16 protein-coding genes are annotated in these 23,017 nt (G+C 69.6%); 8 read left to right on the forward strand and 8 right to left on the reverse strand.

Features of this window, described 5'->3' with window-relative positions:
- Positions 1-26: 26 nt before the first annotated feature.
- A complete protein-coding gene (locus H4W31_RS16590; RefSeq protein ID WP_225945558.1) occupies positions 27-2,675 on the forward strand; it encodes a putative bifunctional diguanylate cyclase/phosphodiesterase in 2,649 nt (882 codons plus the stop codon).
- Positions 2,676-2,701: 26 nt separating this feature from the next.
- Here H4W31_RS16590 and H4W31_RS16595 read toward each other — a convergent pair whose 3' ends face one another.
- Together H4W31_RS16595 and H4W31_RS16600 are read right to left on the reverse strand one after the other, a co-directional pair.
- Positions 2,702-3,970: a serine hydroxymethyltransferase gene (locus tag H4W31_RS16595; RefSeq protein WP_192767488.1), complete on the reverse strand. Its 1,269-nt coding sequence runs from the start codon at positions 3,968-3,970 to the stop codon at positions 2,702-2,704.
- Between the two features lie 128 nt (positions 3,971-4,098).
- Positions 4,099-5,118: a LacI family DNA-binding transcriptional regulator gene (locus H4W31_RS16600; protein WP_192767489.1), complete on the reverse strand. Its 1,020-nt coding sequence runs from the start codon at positions 5,116-5,118 to the stop codon at positions 4,099-4,101.
- A gap of 458 nt (positions 5,119-5,576) precedes the next feature.
- Between H4W31_RS16600 and H4W31_RS16605 the strand changes: the two genes are divergently transcribed.
- Both H4W31_RS16605 and H4W31_RS16610 read left to right on the forward strand, forming a co-directional pair.
- Positions 5,577-8,057, forward strand: coding sequence for a glycoside hydrolase family 2 protein (locus H4W31_RS16605; RefSeq protein ID WP_192772154.1), 2,481 nt, complete (start codon positions 5,577-5,579; stop codon positions 8,055-8,057).
- 95 nt (positions 8,058-8,152) lie between these two features.
- Positions 8,153-10,150: a cellulase family glycosylhydrolase gene (locus H4W31_RS16610; RefSeq protein ID WP_192767490.1), complete on the forward strand. Its 1,998-nt coding sequence runs from the start codon at positions 8,153-8,155 to the stop codon at positions 10,148-10,150.
- Between the two features lie 83 nt (positions 10,151-10,233).
- On the opposite strand, the gene H4W31_RS16615 is transcribed toward H4W31_RS16610, so the two are convergent.
- Positions 10,234-13,560 carry an endo-1,4-beta-xylanase gene (locus H4W31_RS16615; protein WP_192767491.1) on the reverse strand — a complete coding sequence of 1,109 codons (3,327 nt, stop codon included), beginning with the start codon at positions 13,558-13,560 and terminating at the stop codon, positions 10,234-10,236.
- A 348-nt stretch (positions 13,561-13,908) separates the two neighbouring features.
- On the opposite strand from H4W31_RS16615, the gene H4W31_RS16620 reads away from it, so the two are divergent.
- A complete protein-coding gene (locus H4W31_RS16620; protein ID WP_318783233.1) occupies positions 13,909-14,748 on the forward strand; it encodes a helix-turn-helix domain-containing protein in 840 nt (279 codons plus the stop codon).
- A 65-nt stretch (positions 14,749-14,813) separates the two neighbouring features.
- Positions 14,814-15,395 carry a dihydrofolate reductase family protein gene (locus H4W31_RS16625; RefSeq protein ID WP_192767492.1) on the forward strand — a complete coding sequence of 194 codons (582 nt, stop codon included), beginning with the start codon at positions 14,814-14,816 and terminating at the stop codon, positions 15,393-15,395.
- A 52-nt stretch (positions 15,396-15,447) separates the two neighbouring features.
- Here the strand turns inward: H4W31_RS16625 and H4W31_RS16630 are convergent, their stop codons facing one another.
- A complete protein-coding gene (locus tag H4W31_RS16630) occupies positions 15,448-16,089 on the reverse strand; it encodes a nitroreductase family protein (protein ID WP_192767493.1) in 642 nt (213 codons plus the stop codon).
- A 255-nt stretch (positions 16,090-16,344) separates the two neighbouring features.
- Here H4W31_RS16630 and H4W31_RS16635 point away from each other — a divergent pair, with 255 nt between their 5' ends.
- Positions 16,345-16,764 carry a hypothetical protein gene (locus H4W31_RS16635; RefSeq protein WP_192767494.1) on the forward strand — a complete coding sequence of 140 codons (420 nt, stop codon included), beginning with the start codon at positions 16,345-16,347 and terminating at the stop codon, positions 16,762-16,764.
- 122 nt (positions 16,765-16,886) lie between these two features.
- Here the strand turns inward: H4W31_RS16635 and H4W31_RS16640 are convergent, their stop codons facing one another.
- The 4 genes from H4W31_RS16640 to H4W31_RS16655 form a co-directional block, all read right to left on the reverse strand.
- Positions 16,887-17,699: a hypothetical protein gene (locus H4W31_RS16640; RefSeq protein WP_192767495.1), complete on the reverse strand. Its 813-nt coding sequence runs from the start codon at positions 17,697-17,699 to the stop codon at positions 16,887-16,889.
- Positions 17,700-17,875: 176 nt separating this feature from the next.
- Positions 17,876-18,538, reverse strand: coding sequence for a matrixin family metalloprotease (locus H4W31_RS16645; RefSeq protein ID WP_192767496.1), 663 nt, complete (start codon positions 18,536-18,538; stop codon positions 17,876-17,878).
- Positions 18,539-19,011: 473 nt separating this feature from the next.
- Positions 19,012-19,554: a hypothetical protein gene (locus H4W31_RS16650; RefSeq protein ID WP_192767497.1), complete on the reverse strand. Its 543-nt coding sequence runs from the start codon at positions 19,552-19,554 to the stop codon at positions 19,012-19,014.
- 339 nt (positions 19,555-19,893) lie between these two features.
- Positions 19,894-20,115 carry a winged helix-turn-helix domain-containing protein gene (locus H4W31_RS16655; RefSeq protein ID WP_192767498.1) on the reverse strand — a complete coding sequence of 74 codons (222 nt, stop codon included), beginning with the start codon at positions 20,113-20,115 and terminating at the stop codon, positions 19,894-19,896.
- Between the two features lie 356 nt (positions 20,116-20,471).
- On the opposite strand from H4W31_RS16655, the gene H4W31_RS16660 reads away from it, so the two are divergent.
- Positions 20,472-20,789: a DivIVA domain-containing protein gene (locus H4W31_RS16660; RefSeq protein WP_404825594.1), complete on the forward strand. Its 318-nt coding sequence runs from the start codon at positions 20,472-20,474 to the stop codon at positions 20,787-20,789.
- Positions 20,741-22,984, forward strand: a complete 2,244-nt coding sequence (locus tag H4W31_RS16665; RefSeq protein ID WP_192767499.1) for a hypothetical protein — start codon at positions 20,741-20,743, stop codon at positions 22,982-22,984. Before H4W31_RS16660 ends, H4W31_RS16665 begins: the two co-directional genes overlap by 49 nt.
- The last annotated feature ends 33 nt before the right edge of the window (positions 22,985-23,017 follow it).

A 23,017-nucleotide genomic window follows, 5' to 3' on the forward strand; every position in this document is an offset into this window, starting at 1 on the left:
GTGCCCCCTCTGCGAAGGCATCCGCCATGTTCGTGGCGCACTCTGCGGATGGTCGAGCCCGTCGCCGGCTCGCCACCCAGGTCAGTGAGACCGGCGTTCCGCTGCTCGCCGTGGGTTTCCTGGCCGTCGGTCACACCGGAGCGGTGTCTCCGTACGCCGCCGTCGCCCTTGCCGTCGGTGCGACCGCCGCGGTGGCCGCCACCCGGCTGGGACGCCTCGCCCTGCGGCTGCACCGCACCAGCACGGGCTTCGGGCCGTGCCGGGGTGCCGGCTTCCTCGGTTTCGGGCTGATCGCCAGCGGCCTCAGTTCGTTCGCCATCTGGCTCGCCCCCGCCGACGCCCGCTCGATGGTGGCCCTCGGCGGCCTGGGACTGGCCCTCCTCCTCTACCTGCTCGGCATGATGCTGCTGCCGGGCGCCGCGAGCACGGTCGGAGTACGACTGCGCCGTGGCTTCGACGGCCTGAGCCTGGGGATCAGTCTGGCCTTCTCGGCCTGGATGATTCCGCCGGACGGTGGGCTGCCGCCGCTCGGCGTGGCCGCCGCCCTGCTCGCCACCGGCGGCCTGCCGATCATCACCATCACCACCCTGCGGGCGTACGAGTACCGGCGGTCCGCCGCGCTCTGCGGCACCGGTGCCGGGCTGGCGGTGTTCGGGCACGCGCTGCTGGCCGTGCTGATCGACTACGGCGCCCCGGCCACCGCGCTGCCGGTGGTCGCCGTCGCTCTGGTCGCGGGTCTGGCGCTGATCGCCGCCGGCGCCCGCCGGGCCAACCCGGTGGCCCAGCCGACCTCGATGGGCGAGCCGCAGGCGAACCTCACCGCCTATCCGCTGCTGACGATTCCGGCGATCCTCGCGACGCTCTCCGCGCTCTACAACCTGGTCACCGACGGCACCTTCGACCACGCCCCGATCCTGCTGGGGTTGGCGATCATCCCGACCCTGGTGGTCCGCGAGGTGCTCGTCATGCTCGACATCCGGCGGTACGCCCGGCGGCTGGCCAACCAGGAGGCGCACTTCCGCTCCCTGGTCTCCGGGGCCAACGACCTGACCCTGGTCGTCGGCGTGGACCTGTTGATCAGTTGGCAGTCGCCGACGGCGGCCCGGCTCTTCGGGCTCTCCGACGCCGACGTCCTGGGCCGGGCCTTTCCCGAGCTGATGCATCCGGAGGACGCGGCGGACGTCACCCAGGTCCTCACCGACACGCTCGCCGGGCGTGCGCCGACCGGCCGTCCGCAACTGGTCACCGCCCGGCTGCGGGACGGGCACGGTGCCTGGCGGGACACCGAGTCGACCATCAGCGACCAGCGGAACGTGCCTGAGGTGGCAGCGCTGGTGGTGCACGTCCGGGACGTCAGCGAACGGCAGCGGCTGGAACGGACCCTGCACGAACTCGCCTTCCGCGACCAGTTGACCGGGTTGGCCAACCGGCGGGAGCTGATGCGCACCATCGTCACCCAGCGGGCGGTGCCGGGCCACACGGGTGCGCTGCTGGTGATCGACCTGCACGGGATGTCGGACGTCAACGACGTACACGGCCGGCAGATGGGTGACGCCGTACTGGCCGAGGCCGGGCGGCGGCTCCGGACCGGGGCCGGCAAGGACGACGTGGTGGCCCGGCTGGGTGGCGACGAGTTCGCGGTGGTCACGGTGGACCGTCCGGTGCTCGCGTACGCGATGGGGACCCGGCTGTTGACCGCGTTGACCGAGCCGTACGAGGTGGTCGACGTACAGGTGGAGTTGGCCGGCGCCAGCATCGGGCTGGCCGACCTCTCCGGCGGGGACAACGTCGACGACGTGCTGCGGCGCGCCGACCTGGCCCGGCTCCGGGCCCGGCAACTCGGCCGCAACCGGGTCGAGTGGTACGACGACGAGCTGGAGGAGCAGTTCACCCGGCGGCTCGATCTGGAGCGGGAACTGCCCGGCGCGGCGCAGCGGGGTGAGCTGGACCTGGTGTACCAACCGGTGGTCGACCTGGCCACCACGCAGCCGGTGGGCACCGAGGCGCTGTTGCGCTGGCGGAGCCCGGCGCTGGGTACGGTGCTGCCGAACGAGCTGCTGCCGGTGGCGGAGGACCTGTCGCTGCTCGAGGAGCTGGGCCGCTGGGTGCTGGACGCCGCCTGTCGACAGATCTCCGTCTGGTCGCAACGTCCCCGCGAGCTCTGGATGTCGGTCAACATCTCACCAAAGGAGTTGGCCGCGCCCGACTTCATCAGCTGGGTCGGGATGGCGCTGGCCGAGCACAACGTGGCGGCGGAACGGCTGGTGTTGGAGATCGGCGAGCCGCGGGGCGGTGTGGACGTACCGGCGGTGATCACCCAGCTCGCCGCGCTGCGGGCGATGGGTGTGCGTACCGCGCTGGACGACTTCGGCAGCGGGCAGGCGTCCCTGGCCCAGCTCCGCCGGCTGCCGGTCGACTTCCTCAAGGTTGATCGGACCCTGGTGACCGAGGGCGGCAGCCGGAACGGCGAGAGCAAGCCGTTCATCGACGTGGTGGTCGGGCTGGGCAAGCGGTTCGGCCTGGAGATCATCGCCGAGGGCCTGGAGTCGCCGGATCACGTGGAGCAGGCCCGGTCGGCCGGCTGCCGGCTCGGCCAGGGGTACGGGCTGTCCCGCCCCGGTCCGGCGGAGCGGGTGGAGGCGTACCTGGAGGAGTTCCCCAGCCCGTCACGGTGAGCGACGGGCGGGGAACCCGGTGAGACTCAGCCGGCGGCGAAGCCCGGCATCGGGTACGCCGCGAGCAGGTCCCGGACCTCGCCGGCGATCCGGTCGAGGGTCGGTTCGTCGTCCTTGATCGCTGCGGTGATCGCCTCGTCCATCCAGGCCGCGACCTGGGGCATCTGCTCCTCGGTCAGGCCCCGGGTGGCCAGCGCGGCGGTGCCGAGCCGGATCCCCGACGGGTCGAACGGCTTGCGCGGGTCGTACGGCACCGTGTTGTAGTTCAGTTCGATGCCGGCCCGGTCCAGCGCCTGTGCCGCCGGCTTGCCGGCGATTCCCTTGCCGGTCAGGTCGGCGAGGATCAGGTGGTTGTCGGTGCCGCCCGAGGAGAGGGTGAAGTCCCGCTCGATCAGGGCCGAGGCGAGCGCCTTGGCGTTGGTGACGATCTGCTGGGCGTACCGCCGGAAGTCGGCCGTGCCCGCCTCGCGCAGGGCCACCGCGATGCCGGCGGTGGTGTGGTTGTGCGGGCCGCCCTGGAGACCGGGGAAGACCGCCTTGTCGATGGCGCTGGCGTGCTCGGCCGTGGTCATGATCATGGCGCCCCGCGGACCGCGCAGGGTCTTGTGCGTCGTGGTGGTGATCACGTCCGCGTGACCCACCGGTGAGGGGTGGGCACCGCCCGCGACCAGGCCGGCGATGTGCGCGATGTCGGCCACCAGCACCGCACCGACCTCGCGGGCGATCTCGGCGAAGCCGGCGAAGTCGATCGTCCGGGGTACGGCGGTGCCACCGCAGAAGATCACCTTGGGGCGTTCCCGGCGGGCCAGGTCGCGTACCTCGTCGAGGTCGATCCGGCCGGTTTCCGCCGAGACGCCGTAGCGGACCGGGTTGAACCACTTGCCGGTCGCCGAGACCGACCAGCCGTGGGTCAGGTGCCCGCCCATCGGCAGCGCCATCCCCAGCACCGTGTCGCCGGGGGAGAGGAAGGCCAGGTAGACGGCGAGGTTGGCCGGCGACCCCGAGTACGGCTGCACGTTGGCGTGCGCGACGCCGAAGAGTTCCCGGGCCCGGGTGACCGCGAGCGTCTCGATCGGGTCGATGAACTGCTGGCCCTCGTAGTAACGGCGGCCGGGGTAGCCCTCCGAGTACTTGTTGGTCAGCACCGTGCCGCTGGCCTCCAGGACAGCGGTCGAGACGTAGTTCTCGGAGGCGATCATCCGCAGCTTGTCGTGCTGCCGGCCCGCCTCGGCCTCGATCAGCGCCCCCAACTCCGGGTCGGCTGCGGTCAGGCTGGGAATCGGTGGTACATGCACGATCGTCGTCCTCCTGGCTGGTCCACGCCTGCGGCCGATGCTATCGGTTGCCACCCGCCCGCCCGGCGCCGCCCGGCGGGCCGGTGACCGGTGCAACCGCTGGCGCGCGGTGTCACCGGTCGAGCCGGTCAGGAGGGTCGGGGTGGGGCGGTGCTGCCGCGTGGAATCAGGTGGGCGGTCTCGTCCTGGTAGTCGCCGAGCGGCTTGCCGGCGATGGCGGCGAGCAGCCGGCCGGCGGCGTGTGCGCCGTACGCCGGGATGTCCCGGCTGAGCGCGGTCAGCGACGGATGTACGAGCTGGCACAGCGGCGAGTCGTCCCAGGCGACGATGGAGACGTCGTTCGGCACACTCAGCCCCATCTCCTGCGCCACGGAGAGCCCGGCGATCGCCATCACGTCGTTGTCGTACACGATCGCGGTCGGCCGGTCGGCGGAGCTGAGCAGGCGTCGGGTGGCCCGGGCGCCCTCCTCGCCGCTGTAGTCGGAGGAGACCGTGATCGTGCGTTCCAGGCCGAGTTGCCGGCAGACGGTGCCGAACGCCTCGGTGCGGATCTCGGTGTGCAGCAGGCCCGGCAGGCCGCCGACCCGGGCGATCCGCCGGTGTCCCAGCGCGACCAGGTATTCGACCACCTCGGTCAGGGCCGCCGCCTCGTCCGACCAGATGTGGGCCAGTTCGCCGCTGTGCCCCGGCCCCCCGATGATCACGGCCGGCAGGTTGAGTTCCTCCAGGACCGGCACCCGACGGTCGTCGAGCCGGAGGTCGCAGACGAGGACGCCGTCCACCCGCCGCTCGCCCCACCAGCGCCGGTAGACCGCGATCTCGGCCTCCGGGTTCGCCACCACCTGAAGGGTCAGCGCGTACGACCGGGCCGAGAGCTCCGCCTCCACACCGCTGATCAACTCCATGAAGAACGGCTCGATGCCGAGGATCCGGGCGGGCCGGCAGAGGGCGAGGCCGACCGCGTTGGCGCTGGCTCCGGAGAGTGCCCGGGCGGCGCTGTTGGGGTTGAAGCCGATCTCCTGTGCGATCGCGAGAATGCGTTGGCGAGTGGCGTCGGAAACCCCGGGCTGCCCGTTCAGGGCGTACGACACAGCGCCCTTGGAAACGCCGGCCCGGCGGGCCACATCCGCGATTGTCGGCCGCTTCACCCGGTGCTCCTATCTGGGTCGACCCGATCACCGGTGGGCCGGTTCGGTGGCCCCTGGCCCGCTGCGCCCTGGTGTCCACACGAGCGGGGAACGTGTGTGCGGGCTCTGGGCAATGAACTTTTCCGGTTAAGCATAGCGATCGGGGAATCTTGTCGGAACACCAGGGTAGATCGATTCTTCCCGTTCGGAGAACCGAATTTTCGAGGTTGGGAGCGCTGTCGATCGGTTCGCCGGGATAGCGCTTTCTTGCCGCCCGTCGGCCATTCGAGTCCTAATCCACGGCCATTGACAGGGCGGAGGGGCGCCCGTACCGTGACTTTACTTATCCGGTTCAGTCGACATCCCTCGATGTCTTGAGCTCGCCGCCCGGCCCCGCGAACTCCGGCGGCGGCGCCCTCCACCTGGGAAGGTGCGGTGAGGTCATGGCAGGTCGCGACCACAAGTGAGCTGAGGTGCCCGTGACGTCCTGGCAGAGCCTGCACGACGGTTGGTTCCTGACGGCGGTGGCCGGCCCGGAGATCCCGGACCCGGTCGCGGCGGCCCGGGTTCCGGCCACGGTGCCCGGCTGTGTGCATACCGATCTGCTCGCCGCCGACCTGATCCCGGACCCGTACCTCGACGACAACGAACTCCGGCTGAGCTGGATCGGTCACACCGACTGGTGCTACGAGACCACCTTCGGCTGGGCCGGCGACGACGGGGCGGACCGGGTCGAGCTGGTCTGCGCCGGCCTGGACACGGTCGCGACGATCACGCTCAACGACGTCGAGATCGGTCGTACCGCCAACATGCACCGGGGATACCGGTTCGACGTACGCGAACTGCTGCGGGTCGGCGACAACGTGCTGCGGATCAGGTTCGACTCGGCCCACCGCTACGCCCAGGAGCAGCGGGAACGGCTCGGTGACCGGCCGGCGGCGTACTCCGATCCGTTCAACTTCATCCGCAAGATGGCCTGCAACTTCGGTTGGGACTGGGGCCCGTCGCTGGTCACCGCCGGAATCTGGCAGGAGATCGGGCTGCGGACCTGGCGGACCGCGCGGCTCGCCGACGTCCGGCCGCTGGTCACGGTGACCGGTCGGGAGGGCCGGGTGGAGGTCCGGGTCGAGGTCGACCGGGCCGACGGCGACTCCGGCGCCGAGCCGCTCACGGTCCGGGCCACGGTCGCCGGGGTGGCCGCCGAGATGGTGCTGCCGCCGGGCCAACGCGTCGCCGAACTGACCCTTGCCGTCGCCGACCCCGACCTGTGGTGGCCCCGGGGGTACGGCGAGCAGCCGCGCTACCCGCTGGACGTGACCCTGCACGCCGGGGAGCGGGAGCTGGACCGCTGGCAACGGCGGATCGGCTTCCGCTCGGTACGCCTGGACACCGCGCCCGACGAGTACGGCTCGGCGTTCACCATCGTGGTCAACGATCTGCCGATCTTCGCCCGGGGCGTCAACTGGATCCCGGACGACTGCTTTCCACACCGGGTCACCCGGGAGCGCTACGCACAGCGGCTCGGCCAGGCCTGCGAGGCGAACGTCAACTTCCTGCGCATCTGGGGCGGCGGGCGGTACGAGTCGGAGGACTTCTACGACCTCGCCGACGAACTGGGCCTGCTGGTCGGGCAGGACTTTCTCTTCTCCTGCGCCGCGTACCCGGAGGAGGAGCCGTTCCTCGGCGAGGTCCGGGCGGAGGCGACCGAGCAGGTCACCCGGCTGGCCAGCCATCCGAGCCTGGTGCTCTGGTTCGGCAACAACGAGAACATCTGGGGCTGGCACGACTGGGGCTGGCAGGAACAGCTCGCCGGCCGGACCTGGGGTGCCGGCTACTACTTCGAGCTGCTGCCCGGGATCGTGGCCGACGTCGACCCGACCCGGCCGTACTGGCCGGGCAGCCCGTGGTCGGGGCGGCACGACGTGCACCCGAACGAGTCCGGGTACGGCAGCATGCACATCTGGACGGTGTGGAACCAGCTCGACTACGTCCACTACCGCGACTACCTGCCCCGGTTCGTCGCCGAGTTCGGCTACCAGGGACCGGCCGCGTACGCGACGATCCGGCGGGCGATCTCCGACGAGCGGCTGGTCGTGGACTCGCCCGCGATGGCGCACCGGCAGAAGGCCGAGGGCGGCGGGGAGAAGCTGGCCCGGGGGCTGGCTGCGCACCTGCCGGCCCCACGCGACTTCGACGACTGGCACTACCTGACCCAGGTCAACCAGGCCCGCGCCACCAGCCTCGGGATCGAACACATGCGCTCGTACCGGCCGATCTGCATGGGCAGCGTGGTCTGGCAGCTCAACGACTGCTGGCCGGTCACCTCCTGGGCGGCCGTGGACGGCGACGGGCGGCGCAAACCCCTCTGGTACGCGCTGCGCCGGGCGTACGCCGATCGGCTGTTGACCGTGCAGCCGAGGGACGACGGGCTGGCCCTGGTGGCGGTGAACGACGGCGGCGATCCGTGGACCGGTCGGGTCGACGTGACCCGGCTGACCCTGACCGGTGAGCCCAGGGCCAAGACGTCGATCGAGTTGGCGGTGCCGCCGTACTCGTCGATGACCTGGCCGTTGCCGGCGGACGTCGGCAGCTCGGACGAGCCGCGCGCCGAACTGCTGCTCGCCGATCCCGGTGATGCCGGCGACCGGACCTTCTGGTTCTTCGCCGAGGACCACGAGCTGGCCTACCCACCGGCCGGGTACGACGCCACGGTCGAGCCGCTGCCGGACGGCGTACGGGTCCGGGTGACCGCCCGGACGGTGCTGCGCGACCTGGTTCTCGCCCCGGATCGGCTCGATCCGGCGGCGGTGGTCGACGAGGCGCTGGTCACGCTGCTGCCGGGGGAGTCGACCACGTTCACCGTACGGTCCGCTCAGCGACTTGACCCGGCGGCGCTCACCGCCCGTCCGGTGCTCCGTTGCGTCAACGACATGGTTCCCGACACCGCTGCGCACCGCTGATTCCCGTACCGCTGATTCCTGCACCGCTGATTGCCGTACCCGCTGATCCGCACCCCCGATCCCGGACATCCGCTCCCGGAAGGATCACCACCACCATGAAGCGTCGTGCCACCATCGCGCTGGCCCTGGCCGGGCTGCTGCTCGCGGCCCAGCCGGCCCCGTCCTTCGCCGCCCCACCCGGACAGGGCGGCCAGGCGAACCAGTCCGCCGGGTTCGTGGTCCGCAAGGGCGACCAGTTGATGCTCGACGGCAAGCGGTTCCGGTTCGCCGGAACCAACAACTACTACCTGATGTACAAGTCCCGGACGATGGTCGACGACGTGTTCGCCGACGCCAGGGCCGCCGGATTCACCGTGCTGCGGCACTGGGGCTTCCTCGACATCGGCAACTCCGACGGCAGCGACTCGGTCGCCGGCAAGTCCGACGGCGTCTACTTCCAGTACTGGGACGGCGCGAAGCCGGCCTACAACGACGGGCCGGACGGCCTGGAACGGCTCGACTACGTCCTGTACGCCGCCCGGCAGGCCGGGATCAAGCTCGTCATCCCGCTGACCAACAACTGGCGGGACTTCGGCGGGATGGACCAGTACGTCCGCTGGCGCGGCGGGCAGTACCACGACGAGTTCTACAGCGACCCGGTGATCCGGGGCTGGTACAAGGACTGGATCTCGCACGTACTGAACCGGACCAACACGCTGACCGGGGTGGCGTACAAGGACGATCCGACGGTGATGACCTGGGAACTGGGCAACGAGCCGAGGTGCAAGGGCTCCGGCGTCTACCCGATGTCGCCGACCTGTACCCCCGAGGTGCTGACCGGCTGGGCGGACGAGATGACCCGGCACATCAAGTCGGTCGACCGCCGGCATTTGGCCAGCGTCGGCGACGAGGGCTTCTACTGCGACGACCCGGCCAGCTCGGACTGGACCGTCAACTGTGGCGAGGGCGTCGACAGCCTCGCCCTGACCCGGCTGCCGGCGGTGGACGTGGTGTCGTACCACCTCTATCCGGACCACTGGGGCAAGGACGCGGCCTGGGGCGTCGAGTGGATCAAGCGGCACAACCGGGACGCCCGGCGGCTCGGCAAGCCGGTGATGCTCGGCGAGTTCGGCTACGTCGACAAGGCGACCCGGAACCCGGTCTACCAACGGTGGACGGACGCGTTCATCGAGACCGGCGGCAGCGGGTTCCTCTACTGGATCCTCTCCGGTATCCAGGACGACGGCACGCCCTATCCGGACTACGACGGCTACACCGTCTACTGCCCGAGTCCGGTCTGCACCACGCTGAGCAACGCCGGTGAGGAACTGACCCGAGGTCAGCGGGCCCGACCGCCGGTCGCCGACCACGACAACGCGGTGACCGAGTCGGGTACGCCGGTGGCGCTGACCCCGGCCGCGAACGACATCGCGTACCGGACGAAGGTGCGGGCGGCCAGCATCGATCTCGATCCGGCCACCGCCGGCCAGCAGCGGGAAGTGACCGTTCCGGGCGGTAAATTCGCCCTCGACCCGGGTACGGGGGCGGTCACCTTCACCCCGGCCGACGACTTCCAGGGCCGGGCCGTCGCCCGGTACACCATCCGGGACCAGTCCGGGCGTACGTCGAACGCGGCCGACCTGACCGTGACGGTCAAGCCGGCGCCCGGAGATCCGATCCTGATCGCCTCCTGGGAGACCGGGCTCGAGGGTTGGGCACCGGGAAACTGGCAGACCGACGCCGGCACGCTGGCCCCGACCGCCGACTTCCACACCAACGGCTCGGCCGGACTGCGGGTCGCCGCGACCGGTGGCGGCTGGTTCGGGGTGACCCTGCCCAACCCGGTGGACCTGTCGGCGAAGGCGACCCTCCGGTACGACCTGCGGACCGGAGCGGCGGCCGGCACCTCCAGCGCGATCGCGTTGCAGACCGGACCGGAGTACGCCTGGTGCCAGTCCACCTTCGGCTGGGTACCGCAGAGCACCGAGACGACGGTGGTGGCCGACCTGCTCACCGAGATGTCCTGTGACGCGGCGGCGCTGGCCGACGTACGCGGGATCCTGATCTGGGTCAGCCCCGGCGACTTCGACCTGGACCACCTGCGCGCCGAGTGAGTTGAAAGGCGGGGGCCCTTCCTATCGCATTCTGTATAGGAAGGGCCCCCGCCCAACTCGGCGGATTCAGCGGCGCGCCGGGGTCACCGGTTGGCGCAGTAGCCCACGCTGAAGGTGCTGGCGCCCGGCTTCAGGGTCTTGTTCCAGTTCCCGCCGTGGATTCGGTAGCTGCCGTCGCCCTGGATCTGCCGTTCGAAGTTCCAGGCCGTGTAGATCTGGCCGCCGAGCTCGACATAGCCGTACCAGTCGACGGGCTTGTCGGTCTTGTTGGTGGCGACGATGGTCGCGCAGTAGCCGCCGCCGCTGTCCGAGTTCCACTGGGTGGAGTTCTTGACCACGATGTCGACGTTGCCGTCGGCCGGGCCGACCAACCGACCCACTCCCCAGCGGGAGGTGGTCTGGTAGCCGGTACCCAACTGGTCGGCCCAGTTCCGGATCGCGGTACGAGCGCCGCCGGTGGCGTCGTTGACCTGGAAGTCCAGGCCGTGGAACGTGCCGAGGCCGCCGTACTCCAGCAGGCTGATCGCTGCCTCGACGGTGTACCCGGTGTCGGTGCGGACCGCCGCGCTGGTCAGCCGGCCCCGCTGGAACGCCTCGTCACCGGTGCCGAACGAGACGCCGTTGTCCGCGTTGATCCGGATCTGGGTGTCGTCGTAGCGGTAGGGGCCGTTCTTGACGTTGCCTCCGTCGACGTAGAACTCCACCGAGTCCCGGGTCCAGGGGTCGGAGCCGGAGACGTCCACGACCGGGTCGGCGACCTCGGCGAGCACGTAGAGCGTCTGGTCCCGCCACAGGGTGCGGACCGTGGCGATCGCGCCGTCCGCGCCCGAGACCGCCTTCGCGGTGCTGACCGCGCGGGCGTCGGCCCAGGCGGTGTCCACCGCGCCGTCGACCACCGGCGCCGTACGGGCCTGGGTGACCTCCAGGTACGACAGTTCCTCGACCAGACCCAGTGTGCCCAGCGTGCCCGGGGCGTTCCAGGCGGCCGTACGACCGTCGTTGCCGACCCGGACGTCCAGGGTGAGCGTGTCGCCCTCGGCCGCGTCGGTCAGTGGCAGGTGGGCGACGATGTCGTAGCCACCGCTCCGCTCCTTCGCCACGGCGGGTACGTCGCCGCTGCCGTCCCGCGCAACCGTGTACGTCCGTTCACCCAGCACGAAGCTGACCTGGTCGCCGGCCGAGGCGGCGGCGTCGGAGACTGTCACGAAGGCCGTCAGATGGTCCTTGACCCAGCGCAGCTGGAACTTTGCCAGGTCCTCCACCGGGTGCAACGGAAGCTTGCTCCAGGTCAGGTCGGTGGTGGCGGTGTCGGAGAGGGCAACGTCGCCGGCGAAGACGTTCGCCGTACGCAGCCGGGCCGGAAGCTCGCCGTCCACCGCACCGTGGTAGGCGGGCTTGGCCCGGAGGTTGTCGTCGAAGACGAGCGGGGCACCGTTGCCGACCCGCCAGGACCGGCCGTCGGTAAGGCCCCACACGGTGACCACGAACAGGTCGTCCGCGTACGTCCGGAAGACTCGGAACGCGTCCCGGAAGTAGTAGCCCTGCTCGATCAGGTTCGCCTGGGTCACCGGGGTACCCGTGGTGACGTCGAGTTCGGTGACGGCCTGGATCACCGGCAGGTCCTCGAACGCCGCCAGCGCGGTCCCGAGGTTGGCGACCGGGGTGGACAGTGACACGTGGAACTGGTGGCCCACCCCGTCGACCGGTACCCCACGCGCGATCAGCCGCTGCACCAGCGCCTTGTACCGCCCCTGCTTGCCGCTCTGCTCGGTGTTGTAGTCGTTGATGAAAAGAGTGACCGGGTCGGCGCCGGCGACCGCGTGGACGTCGTTGAACGCCTCGTCCGCGTACCGGAACGCGAGGTCGATGTACTCCTCGCCCAGGATCCGGTACCACTCGCTGCGGCGCAGGCCGTCGCTGAACTCGCCGCTGTCGGCGACGACCTCGTTGACGACGTCGAAGGCCCGCATCGGGTTGGTGGCGGAGCCGAACGGACCGTACCGGTCACTCAGCGACTCGGCGACGGCGAAGACGTGCGTACGCAGCCGGTCGCGGAGGACCTGTTGGTGGGCCGCCGACGTGCTGAGCGGTGCGCCGGCCCCGTCCTGGAAGAACCATGCCGGAGTCTGGCTGTGCCAGACCAGTACGTGACCGTAGACGCCGAGGTTGTTGGTCCGGGCGAAGTCCATCAGCGCGATCGCCTGGTCGTGCGGGCGGAAGTTGCGCTCCGCGTCGTACCACGCCTCCGGCTTCATGTGGTTCTCCGGCGTGATGTTGTTGAAGTGCCGGGTCAGCAGTTGGGCGGCGGCGCCCACCGTCTCGCGGCTGTCGATCGCGACGCCCATCGGGAAGTCGGTGGTCTCGTGCATCGGCGGAAGATCCTCGATGACCGGCGGCTCCGGTACCCGTACGACGATGTCGTCGAGGAGGAAGTCGCTGGTGTTTCCGGTCCCGCCGTCCTGCCACCGGGACTCGAAGTAGAGCAGGGCGCTGTCGGCCGCCGGCATCGTGAAGCTCGCGGTCACCTCGGTCCAGCCGGTGTTCGTGATCCCGTCGAACTGGGCGAGCGTGCTGAACGACTGGCTGCCGCCGCTCGTGCTGGCGAGGCTGAGCCAGATCTGGTCGGTCGGCTGTCCCTCGGCGAACCGCAGCCACGCGCGGAACTCGTAGGTCACGCCGGTCTCGAACAGCGCGCTCACATCGCGGCCGATTCCGGCGCCCTGGTTCACCCGATTGCTGACCAGGGCCGCGGCCTCGCCGCCGTGCGCGACGTCGGTCAGCCCGACCGTCGGGGCGCCGGGTCCGCCGTCGCGCGGCCCCCACCCGTCGAGCCCGTCCTCGAAGTCGGTGTCGATCACGACCGTGCCGGGCTCCGGCCCGCCCTCCGGCGTGGTGATGCTGATGTCGTCCAAGAGGTACGGAGTGCTGCCCTCGGCCTCCACGTAGAGGTTGGCTGCGGCCAGGCCCGCGGGCATGGTGTAGCTGCCGCCGATCCGTACCCAGTTCTCCGCGGTGGTGGGGACGTTGTCGCCGACCCAGGTGTAGGTGTTGTCACCGCCGCTGGCCGGGGTGGCCTCCATCGTGAAGTGGACACCCGCCGGCCCGGTGGTACCGGCCGGAAGTTTCGCCCATGCACTGATAACGTACGTCTCGCCGGGCTCGAACATCGCGGTCGCGTCGATCGCCGTACCCTGCCAGTTCGCGGTACGGCCGGTAACCGAGAGGCTATTCGCGCTCTCGTGCCCCTCCGCCGTTATCCCGAGAGTGACGGCTCCACGCGGCCCCCAGGGGGCGTAGGAACCTGACTCGAAATCGTTGGCCAGGACGACCCGGTCCGCAGCCTGGGCAGGGGCGGCGAACGCGACCGAACCGACCATGGTGAGCAGTAATGATGTGACAAAAGCGGTCATTCTTCGAGATGGTTTGGCCGGTCTATGTCCGATGTGCATCAGGGGCTCCCTATCCGGGCGGGACGACGCGATGGCGGTATCTCTCAACCCCACCCGCGAATCCAGTCGCGCGAATGCTAGCCGGGTGGCGCAGGCTAGTCGAGATGCTCTGTCCGACCGGGTGCTACCTGTCCACCGGACGGTCAGCGGACCGAAAGTTTCGGCGATACGGCGGCCGATGTTCCGGAGCCGGCCCGTGGTCGACGGGTGGCCCGTTCGACCTCGGACGGCGCCGTGCCGGCGGAACCCGGTCCGGGGAACCGACCCGGCTGGACCATCCCGGCGCGCGATGCCGGCGATACTGTGGGCGTGGAGTACGTGTCCAGAGTGCCGCGACCGCCGCTGGACGGGCTGATCGACGACCTTTACTACCTGGACGGTGCGTCGCCGTACGCCCTGCTGACGCTGCCGCCCGCGCCGTCGGCGCTGCTCATCGTCAACCTGGGGGCGCCGTTCCGCATCCGCGGCGGCACCGACATCGAGACGGCCGAGTACGCCGACGGCTGCGTGGTCACCATGCCCACCCGCGCGTGGGAGTTCGGCTACCCACTCCGGACCCGGTCAGTCGGCGTGCACTTCAAGCCGTGGGGGCTGGCGCCGTTCCTGCCGATGCCCGCGGCCGAGCTGTGTGACCGGCCGCTGACGGTAGAGCAAATTTGGGGTCGACCCGCCATTGCCGAGCTGCGAGACCGGCTGGCCACGGCCGACGGACCGCACGAGATGCTGACGCTGCTCGAGGAGGAGCTGATGCGACGGCTGTGCGAGACCGCCGGCCTGGGGCTGGTCCGCCATACGAGCAGCGTCATCGCGGCGACCAGCAAGGGCGTGGCGATCGGCGACCTGAGCGTGGCAGCCGGGGTCAGCAGCACTCATCTGGCACAGCGGTTCAAGGAGCTCATCGGCGTCACGCCGAAGCGGCTGGCCCGCACCTACCGCTTCACCGCCACCGTGTTCGCGATCAACCCCGCCGGACCGATCGACTGGGGCGACCTCGCCTATGACGCAGGCTACTTCGACCAGGCCCACTTCGGCCACGAGTTCCGGGCGTTCACCGGGCTCACGCCGACCCGGTACGTCGAAGTCCGGCGGCGGTTCCTGCGCGAACATCCCGGCCACGTGCTGGACGGCTGGCCGCTGCCGGCCGATTGATTTCTTACAAGAGCGACAGCTCGCGAGACGCTAATTTGGGGGCACCCCAAAGCAGAGGAGAGCCCGTGGGCAAGGTGGTCATGTACAGCTCGGTGTCAGTAGACGGTTTCATCGCGGACGAGGACGACCAGCCCGGACCGCTGTTCGACTGGTTGCTCAGCGGTGACGTCCCGTTGGACGAGAGCGGCGCGGTGAAGGTGTCACAGACGTCCTACGACTACACCCGGCCGTACTGGGACCAGATCGGGGCGACAATCGCCGGCCGCCATGTCTTCGACATGACGGACGGCTGGGACGGGAAGCCTCCGAGCGGGATCGACCACGTGGTCGTCGTGACGCACCGGCCGGCGCCCGAGGGCTGGGACCCCGAGGCGCCGTTTCACTTCGTCGACGGCGTCGAGGCAGCCGTGGCCAAGGCGCAGGAGCTTGCGGGTGACCGCCTGGTCGAGGTCGCCGCCGGCGACGTCGGTGGCCAGGTGCTTGCCGCGGGTCTGGTCGACGAGGTGCGCATGGACGTCGTACCCGTCGTGTTCGGGTCCGGCAAGCGCTACTTCGGGTCGGTCGACGCGCAACACCTGTTGGAGGATCCTGACGTGGTGATTCAGGGAAACCGGGTGCTTCACCTGCGCTATCGGGTGCGCCGTTGACCGATCTGAGCGGGCACGCAAAGAAGCCCACTGCGAACTGTGAAGAGCCTGTTCAGTGCTGGCGGCCCCACTGTCCATGGTGGATGACACTCTCGACGCCACGGCGGCGTCCGGCGATGGCCGGGTTCTGTGGCGGCAGGTCATCGGCGCGGTAGCCGATACAGATGCCGCCGATCGGCGCGTACTCGTCGGGGATTGCGAACTCGGCCTTGAACGCGGCGGTGTGCGCGGGCACCTCCACCTCGGGATCGAAATCGTCTCCCGCCATCGGCATGATGCCGAAGAAGCAGGCCCCCAGGCCCTCGTCGACGGCGGTCAGCAGCATCATCAGCGAGGCCATGCCCGTGTCGACATACCAGTACGGTGCCGACCAGCGGGCTTCGGACCGATCGGTCCAGCCCTTGTCGGCCTCGGCGTACCGGGACAGGTACGCGGCCTTGTGCGCGAGCGGTACCACGACGAGCGGCGCGTCCTGCATCGTCGGAGTCTGTGCGACGCGGGTGGGAACGAATGGCCAGAACCTGGCCCGGTCGGCCGCATCGGTGAGCGCAAGGAAGGCCCAGCCCTGCGAGAAACCAGCCGACGGCGCGCGTAGCGCGCTGGCCAGGATCCTCTCGATGACGTCCGAACTCAGCGGCCGGTCGGCAAAGTGCCGCACCATCCGACGACGACGGATCACCTCAGCAAACTCCATGCCGGCCATCCTGCCACCGGTGGAGGGCCTGAACATGAGCTGTCCCGAGTATGAGCTGACCCACGAGCCGCTGCCGCAGGGCATGTTCGGCCACGAGGCCGGTGAGCTCGGCGAGCGACTGCCGGCCGTGTCCAGCCCCGTAGTTGGGCGTCCACCCGATCCTCCAGCGGCGGCTGCAAGCGTTTTGCAAGCGCGGTACGCGACGGTGGCGGCGCTCACAGATCATCCCTCGAACAAGCATTGGGAGGCCTGGCGATGGCCAGACGACATCTTCTCTCGGGAGCCCTTGCCGCCTTCAGCGCCGTGGCGATGATCGCCGTCGCGTCGACGCCGGCAGTGGCGGCCACGACCGTGTCCGTCAGGACCACTGATGGCCTGCCGGTCGGCGGAACCGCCATCGTGTGGGGCAACTGGGAGCCGGGCGACAGCCGGGAAGTGCTCGGTGCGTGCGACAAGCACGCGGATGGCCTCCGTGCTTATGCGGAAGCCCAGTACCTGCGGAACGGTCAGTGGCAGTACTACGCCACCGAGGACGCGGACGGTGCGAACCAAACCTGCCGCCACTTGTCTCTGCCCAACATCCCGGAAGGGACGACCATCCACATCAAGGCGTGTCTGAAGGATGGGCCCAACGGCGCACAGCGGTACTGCGGCACCGGTACAGCCAAGGCCTGAGCGGCGCTGGCTCGGGGACCGGAAGCGGATGGCCGGGAGGTCATCCGCTCCCGGTTCCCGGCGACTGCGCTGTGAGATGGCGACGAGCTGCGTCGTGGTGATCGGCGACAGTGTCCGCCGGACTAGTAGTGCCCGCCGATGCCGTGGCTGGAGTGGTGCGACGTGCCGGTGGACCTCGATGGGGACGGGTGCTTCGCCGACCGGTCCTCGTCGGCCTTCCGGGGTGTGGCGAGGTCGCTGCCGACGTGCCGCTGCCAGAAGTCGCTCAGGGCGAGCCCGTAGATCCGGGCTGCGTGCTCACGCGAGGCAGGATCCCAGGCGAGAAGCTTTATTGATTGCTCGGTCATCAGGTGGCGTAGCTCCGCGTCGAGCTGTATCGCCGAAAGGGGTGTCTCCGACCGGCGGCTCGACGTCGGCCGCGGCTGCGTCGGCTGCACGTCGTGCCAGAAGATGTGCACTGTCTCCGGGTTGGCGGCCTCCACGAGATAACCCCAGACCTCCTGCTCCGCCAGCGACCGGAAGTGTGCCCGCTGCTTCTCCTGCTCCTGTTGATGCCGGCGTTCAGCCTTCTGCTGGCTCTTGATCCGCGCTTCGACCAGGTTACGGATCGGTGCGTAGGTCGCCGTGGCTGCCCGGGTGACGTCGCGGTACCGGTCTTCGAGCGCGGCAACCTTGCGGGCGACCCGGCGGTGCCCGCCGGGCAGAAGCCGGAGGTACGCCCCCCGCTCCCACCTGACATCCACCCGCAGGGCGTCGGCGGCCTCGGCCAGAATCTTCGCGTACGCCGACGCAGCGCCCTCCCACCGCTCGGCCTCGTCCCGCGTGACCATGATCGGAACTCCGCCGTACGACATGATTCGGTAGAGGACGTACGGCGGCTCGTCGGCGAGTGCGGACTTCACCGTGTACCGCGATGTGTTCCGGCTGAACCGCATGAGCACGTCCTCCCTTCTCCACCTCGACCTACTCCACGCTATCCCGTCGCAGTACATACCGGGCGGACAGCTTGTCGCCCGCCCTCCGGATCCGGCCGACCCCGCCGAGCGAGGCGCCCGCACGCCGCTCCAGCGACGTGTGGACGCCTCGACCGTTGCCACGGGGGCGATCCGGGCTACTCGCCGTACTTGGCCTGGATTCCGGCGATGTCGTCAGCGGAGAGGAAGCGATGCGATCCGTTGTAGAAGTCGAACATCAGGGCGTTGCGATCAGCGGAGTGCCGCAGCCCCAGCGCGTGGCCGATCTCGTGCGCGGCCACGGTACGCAGGTCGATGGGCTGGGCGCTGCTGGACTGGGACAGCGTGCTCCAAGTCTCGTCGTCGTCGAAGTGGACGTCGCCGGCGATCGAGGTGGTGTTGGTCGGTGGCGGGAAGAACCCGTGCGCCAGGACCCCGCCCTGGTTGTCGAACGGGAACCCGTCACTGTGGTTGTCGGTGACGAAGGAGAACACCAACTGGCCGCCGGTGGTGACCTCGCTGAAGCTCAGGTTCGTCTCGGTCGCCCAGAGGTCGAGCGCCAGGCGGATCGCGCTGCGCTGCTCGAAGCCGCCCACGTCCGCCGTACCGTTGGCGAACCGGTAGGTGAGGGTGCGGTCCGGCAGCCAGGTGCCCGCGTCGAGTACGAAGCGCGACGCCCCGGCACTGGCCGGTGGCAGGTGGTCGTAGCGCAGCGGGGTGGTCTTCGAGGTCGCAGCCGGGGCGGCCGGGCCGGGCCCTTCGGCGGCGTTGACGGCGGACGGGCTGACGATCAGGGTGGCGACGACTCCAGCCGCAGCCACCCACCTCCAGCGCCTCTTGGTTGCTCGCAACATCTTTCCTCCCCTGGATCGGTCCGTGCGGTACGACAGTGCCGCAGCGGGCCCGATCCGACGGGAAGAGTTGGACACCGTTGGACAACGGCGGACGAGGTATACGCCAAGGCCGACAGGGCGAGGTACGAGCGCGGCGTCGAATGCTGGCCGCGCTCGACCGCTGGCAACGGGCGATCGGGCCACCCCCATCGGATGGTCCGTCGGCCCCGCCATGCCGTCCAGGTTGGAGCATTCCGCCGCAACGGGGGAGTGAGCGGACGACATCGCCGCAGTGATCGCCGGTAATGTGCCGAGGGCCATCGTTATGGGGAGGCGATCCGGCGCTTGACTGTGCCACCCACATTGCAGCAGCTCGGCAACTACCGGCTCATCCGTCCACTTGGATCGGGAGGCATGGGAGACGTCTACTTCCGTGAGCCGCAAGTCTGTTGCTGGCTCTGTCACCCCAATCGATCGAGTAGCGGTTGCAGTTCCTCAGCCTGCGGCAATAGGACAGTCGGTCGATCAGGCCCTTTGGGGTCCTGTCCGAAAAAAACCGGAACGATGAAGTGCTGGGACTGGTGACCAGCTGCTTTCACCAACGGCAGCATCAGTTCGCTATCGCGACCGGGCCATAGGCAGCCGACGTGTCCGACCCAGGTGACCAATCCCACCAAGTTGTTGAGCTCATAAACTGGGTCTGGGGGTGCTGGATACAGTGCAGCGGTGTACCACGGATCGCCATCTAGATCGAACCCGTGTGGTTTGGTGAAGCAGAGGCGATGAATCCGCCGTTCATTATGATGCCAGCCGTATATCCACCGTGATCGTGCCTGCCAGTCGCTGATGGTTAGCAACCCGTCGAGATTCGTCGTGGTCGCGACGGCTCGCTTCGCGCGCTTCCAAGAGATTCTCGGCGGTTCGATGCTCTCGAAGGCCTCCCACTCAGGGTGCACGACCGACTCGAAGGGCTCCCACTCCGGGCGCACCACCGAATAGTCCACTCAAACCTCCTACCCGATTCTGGAATTATGGATGGACGCCTCTGCGGAACTCTGTCGATCTGCCTTGACCTGCTAATAGTCTTACGAGGGCGTGATCGTCAGGATGCAATCCTGACTGTGTGGATCGAGCATCTTTTCGATGCTAAGTAGCGATTGGTGACGACGTACTGTCACATCGCTGACTGGGCTCGTCGGTTCGTATACATCTGCGAGCGGCATGACCTAGTCGCCAGCGCGCGCGGGCGGGTCTCACTCTAACGTGGTCGTCCGAACAGTAGCCGAAATGGCCGAGGAGCGCAGTCCTGTAGATGCCTTGCCGGTGTGGAGCCGTAGCAACCCCTACTTCGGGTCGGTTACGTAGACACCCTTGCCTTGGTGTCCTTCCAGGAGCCCTTCTGCTTGCAGGATTAGCAGGGCTGAGCGCACGGGTTCGGCGGACACGTCGTAGATCGCGATTAGCTCGCGGAGCGAAGGCAGTTTGTCGCCCGGCTTGTACTCACCCGACGCGATCTTGTTGCGGATGTCCTGCGCGATGCGCTGGCGATCTGAGATTCGGGGCATGGCAACTTCCTGGTAGGCCCCTGCATCTTCTCATGATCGTCAACGAAGCCTCAAGACTTTGCGTGCTTTGCATGCTCAGCCCTTGTCTTCGCATGCTTTGCATTGTAAGTTGCCTCTGCGGGACGCCTGGCAACGGAAAGCCTGGTAGGCAACCGGCCCTCCGGTTGGGCATCCGCGCTGGCACGGCTGGTGACCCCCACCGGCCGTGCCAGCCCTCAATCACGCCCTGCTGCCGTACGTGCTGCTTGTGGCTGCGGCGGTGGGGCGGGGTGGCCCCGACCCGGGGGTGAGCGCGCCGGAGTGTCGGGCCGGGGCCACCCATCCACATGCTGCTGTCGAGAGGCTGGTGAGAGGTTGTGCGTGCTCTGCTTCGGTGGTTGTTCCGGCGGGACGGGCATCCGTTACGGCGGCTCGAGTCGGCGTACCGGTCGGCAAAGCGCCGGCCGTTGATGCCGTCGCAGGTGCGGTTGCGTCGGTTCACCCCGGTCGGCTTCGGTCGACGGGGGATCGATCCGGACGAGGTGACCGAGTTCCTGGATCAGGTCGCCGCCGACCTGGCCAGGGCGTACGCCGAATTGGCTGGCGTCCGGGAGCAGAACGCCCGGATCAAGGACGCGTTGCGGCGGTGGCAGTCCCACCAGGTGTCGACGGCGTACGAGTTGGCGAGGCGCTGATGGCCGAGCCGCCGATGGTGCAGTGCCGGTCGTGTGACGGGCTCTCCTTCACCCTCGACCCGTGCCGCTGCACGTACGGCGGCAACCAACTTCTGGTCAGCGCCGACGACGAGAGCCGGCGGGCCGGGGAGGCGTACCAGGAATGCCTGGTGTGCCAGGGGGTCGGCACGGTCGGCCGGCCCTGCCACGATTGCGGGCAGACCGGGCGGCGCCGCGCACAACTCGTACTGAGCATGGCGAACCTGGACACCGGGGCGGTGGCCTCTGCGAACGTCGTACCCGGGGTGGTGGAACCCGTGCCATGGCCGGACGACGGCGGTGGGAGTTGGTATCTGCCGCTCGCCCCGCTGCTCCGCGACCTGGCCGCCGTCGTCGGCGCCGGCTCGTGGACGGATGTTCGTCAGCCCGGTGAGCCGGACGGGCCGCTCGTCCTCCTGCCGCGCGCCTGGCGGCCGGAGCACTCCGCGACTGTCCGGGAGGCGCGGGAAGCCGACGCGATCGCCGGGGAGAGCAACGACGCGTGGCGGCTCTACCTCGGCCGGGCAGCGGTCGCGCCGCCCCGGGAAGCGGCGGCCGAGCTGGGCCGGCTGTGCCGGTTGGCCGATCTGCTCTGCCTCGACCTGGTGGTCGAGGCCCGCCGCCTGGTCGCCTCGGCCGGGCTGACCTGGGCGATCCGGTTCGAGTTGCCGGGTGGGGCGGTGCCGGCCGAGGCCCGGGGCTACGCCGACGACCTGATCACCGCGATCACCACCACGACCGATCTCGACGCCTGCTACGGGCTGGAGGAACGCGGCCTGACCGCCCCCGCCCACCACCTGACCATGGGGGAGCCGCCGCCCGACCCACCGCCGGTCGACCTGGACCAGCTCGAACGGCGGATCCTCGCCGACTGCCTCGACCTGGCCACCGGCAGCCCGACCGCCGGGGCGCAGGCGATCTGGCGGAACGGTCGCTGGTGGCACACCAGCCTGCGCGCCGCCGGAACGACGGAGATCCTCACCGAGTGGTCGACCGGGCAGATCTACAGCCGGCACGCGACGATGCTGCGCCGAGGATGGCAGCCGCCGGCACCGTCGTGGCAGGACACACCCATCCCGTACGTCGACTGCCCCGACTGTGACCCGCACAGCCGACTCCAGCGCTGTGACTGCCGACTGGCCACCGGACGGGTCGACTCCGACTGCCCGAGATGTGCGGGCTCCGGTCGTAGCCCGTCACTGCTGCGCTGTCACACCTGCCGGGGCACCCGCCGAATCCACTCCGACGCGGCCATCACGATCACCGATCTGGCCGGGCGGGTCGTGCACCTCAGCTGGTGTAACGGCGCGTCCGGCTGGCGTACCGGGGAACTCGCCTGGGGCGCCGACCTCGCCGGCCGCCAGGCCGATCATGACGGGCCGGACGACGGGCAGACCTGGCAGGCGGGGGAGGAGACCTGGCGGACCGGCCAGCACGTGGCAGCACCGCACGTGGCAACCCACCCCGGCGGCAAACCCCTGCACCAGCTTCCCGAGCAGTTCCGGCTCGCCGGCTGGGCCGACCACTTCGGTGTACGCCCGGAGGACCTGGTCGAGCTGGACGGCGGCGGCAGCCTCGACCACGACCTCCGGGACGGCACCGTCACCCTGCACCGGCCCGACGCCGACCCGCTGACCGAGTACCTGCGCTCAGCTTCCCGGGGCCGACCTGGTGCCCGGTTGTTCGTGCTGGCCCGCCGGCCCGACGTACCGCCCCTGGCCGAGTTGGTCCGGCTCGTCCTCGGGCTGCGCCTGACGGTCACGATCACGCTCACCGACCACATCCACAATGCCGGGGACCTCCGGCTCGTTCAGGGCGAGAGCTGGGACGTCACCGTCAACCGCCTCGGCCAGCTACCCGCCCCGGCCGACCCGCCCTGCCGATCCACCCCGGAAGCCGCGATCGCGTACTGCCTCGATTTTTTCGAACTCGCCATCGCCGGCAACGTTCCCGACGATCCGAGCGAGCCGATTCCGGTGCCGCAGACTGCGACGCCGATCGTGGTCGACGATCCCGTACCCCCGCTGCGCCGGCTCGCCCGCCACCACCCCGGGCAACCCGTCGCCGTCCACTACGACGGCATCACCTGCCAGGTGTGGCTTCGTGAGCGCGACGACGTACGCCAGCTCGCGACCGCGCCAACCCTCCCCGCCGCCATCGGCGCCCTCGGCCTCTGACCGATCGTCCCCGCCGCGAGGGGCCCCCGCACG

Origin of the sequence: Plantactinospora soyae (assembly GCF_014874095.1) — a bacterium.
Classification (GTDB): domain Bacteria; phylum Actinomycetota; class Actinomycetes; order Mycobacteriales; family Micromonosporaceae; genus Plantactinospora; species Plantactinospora soyae.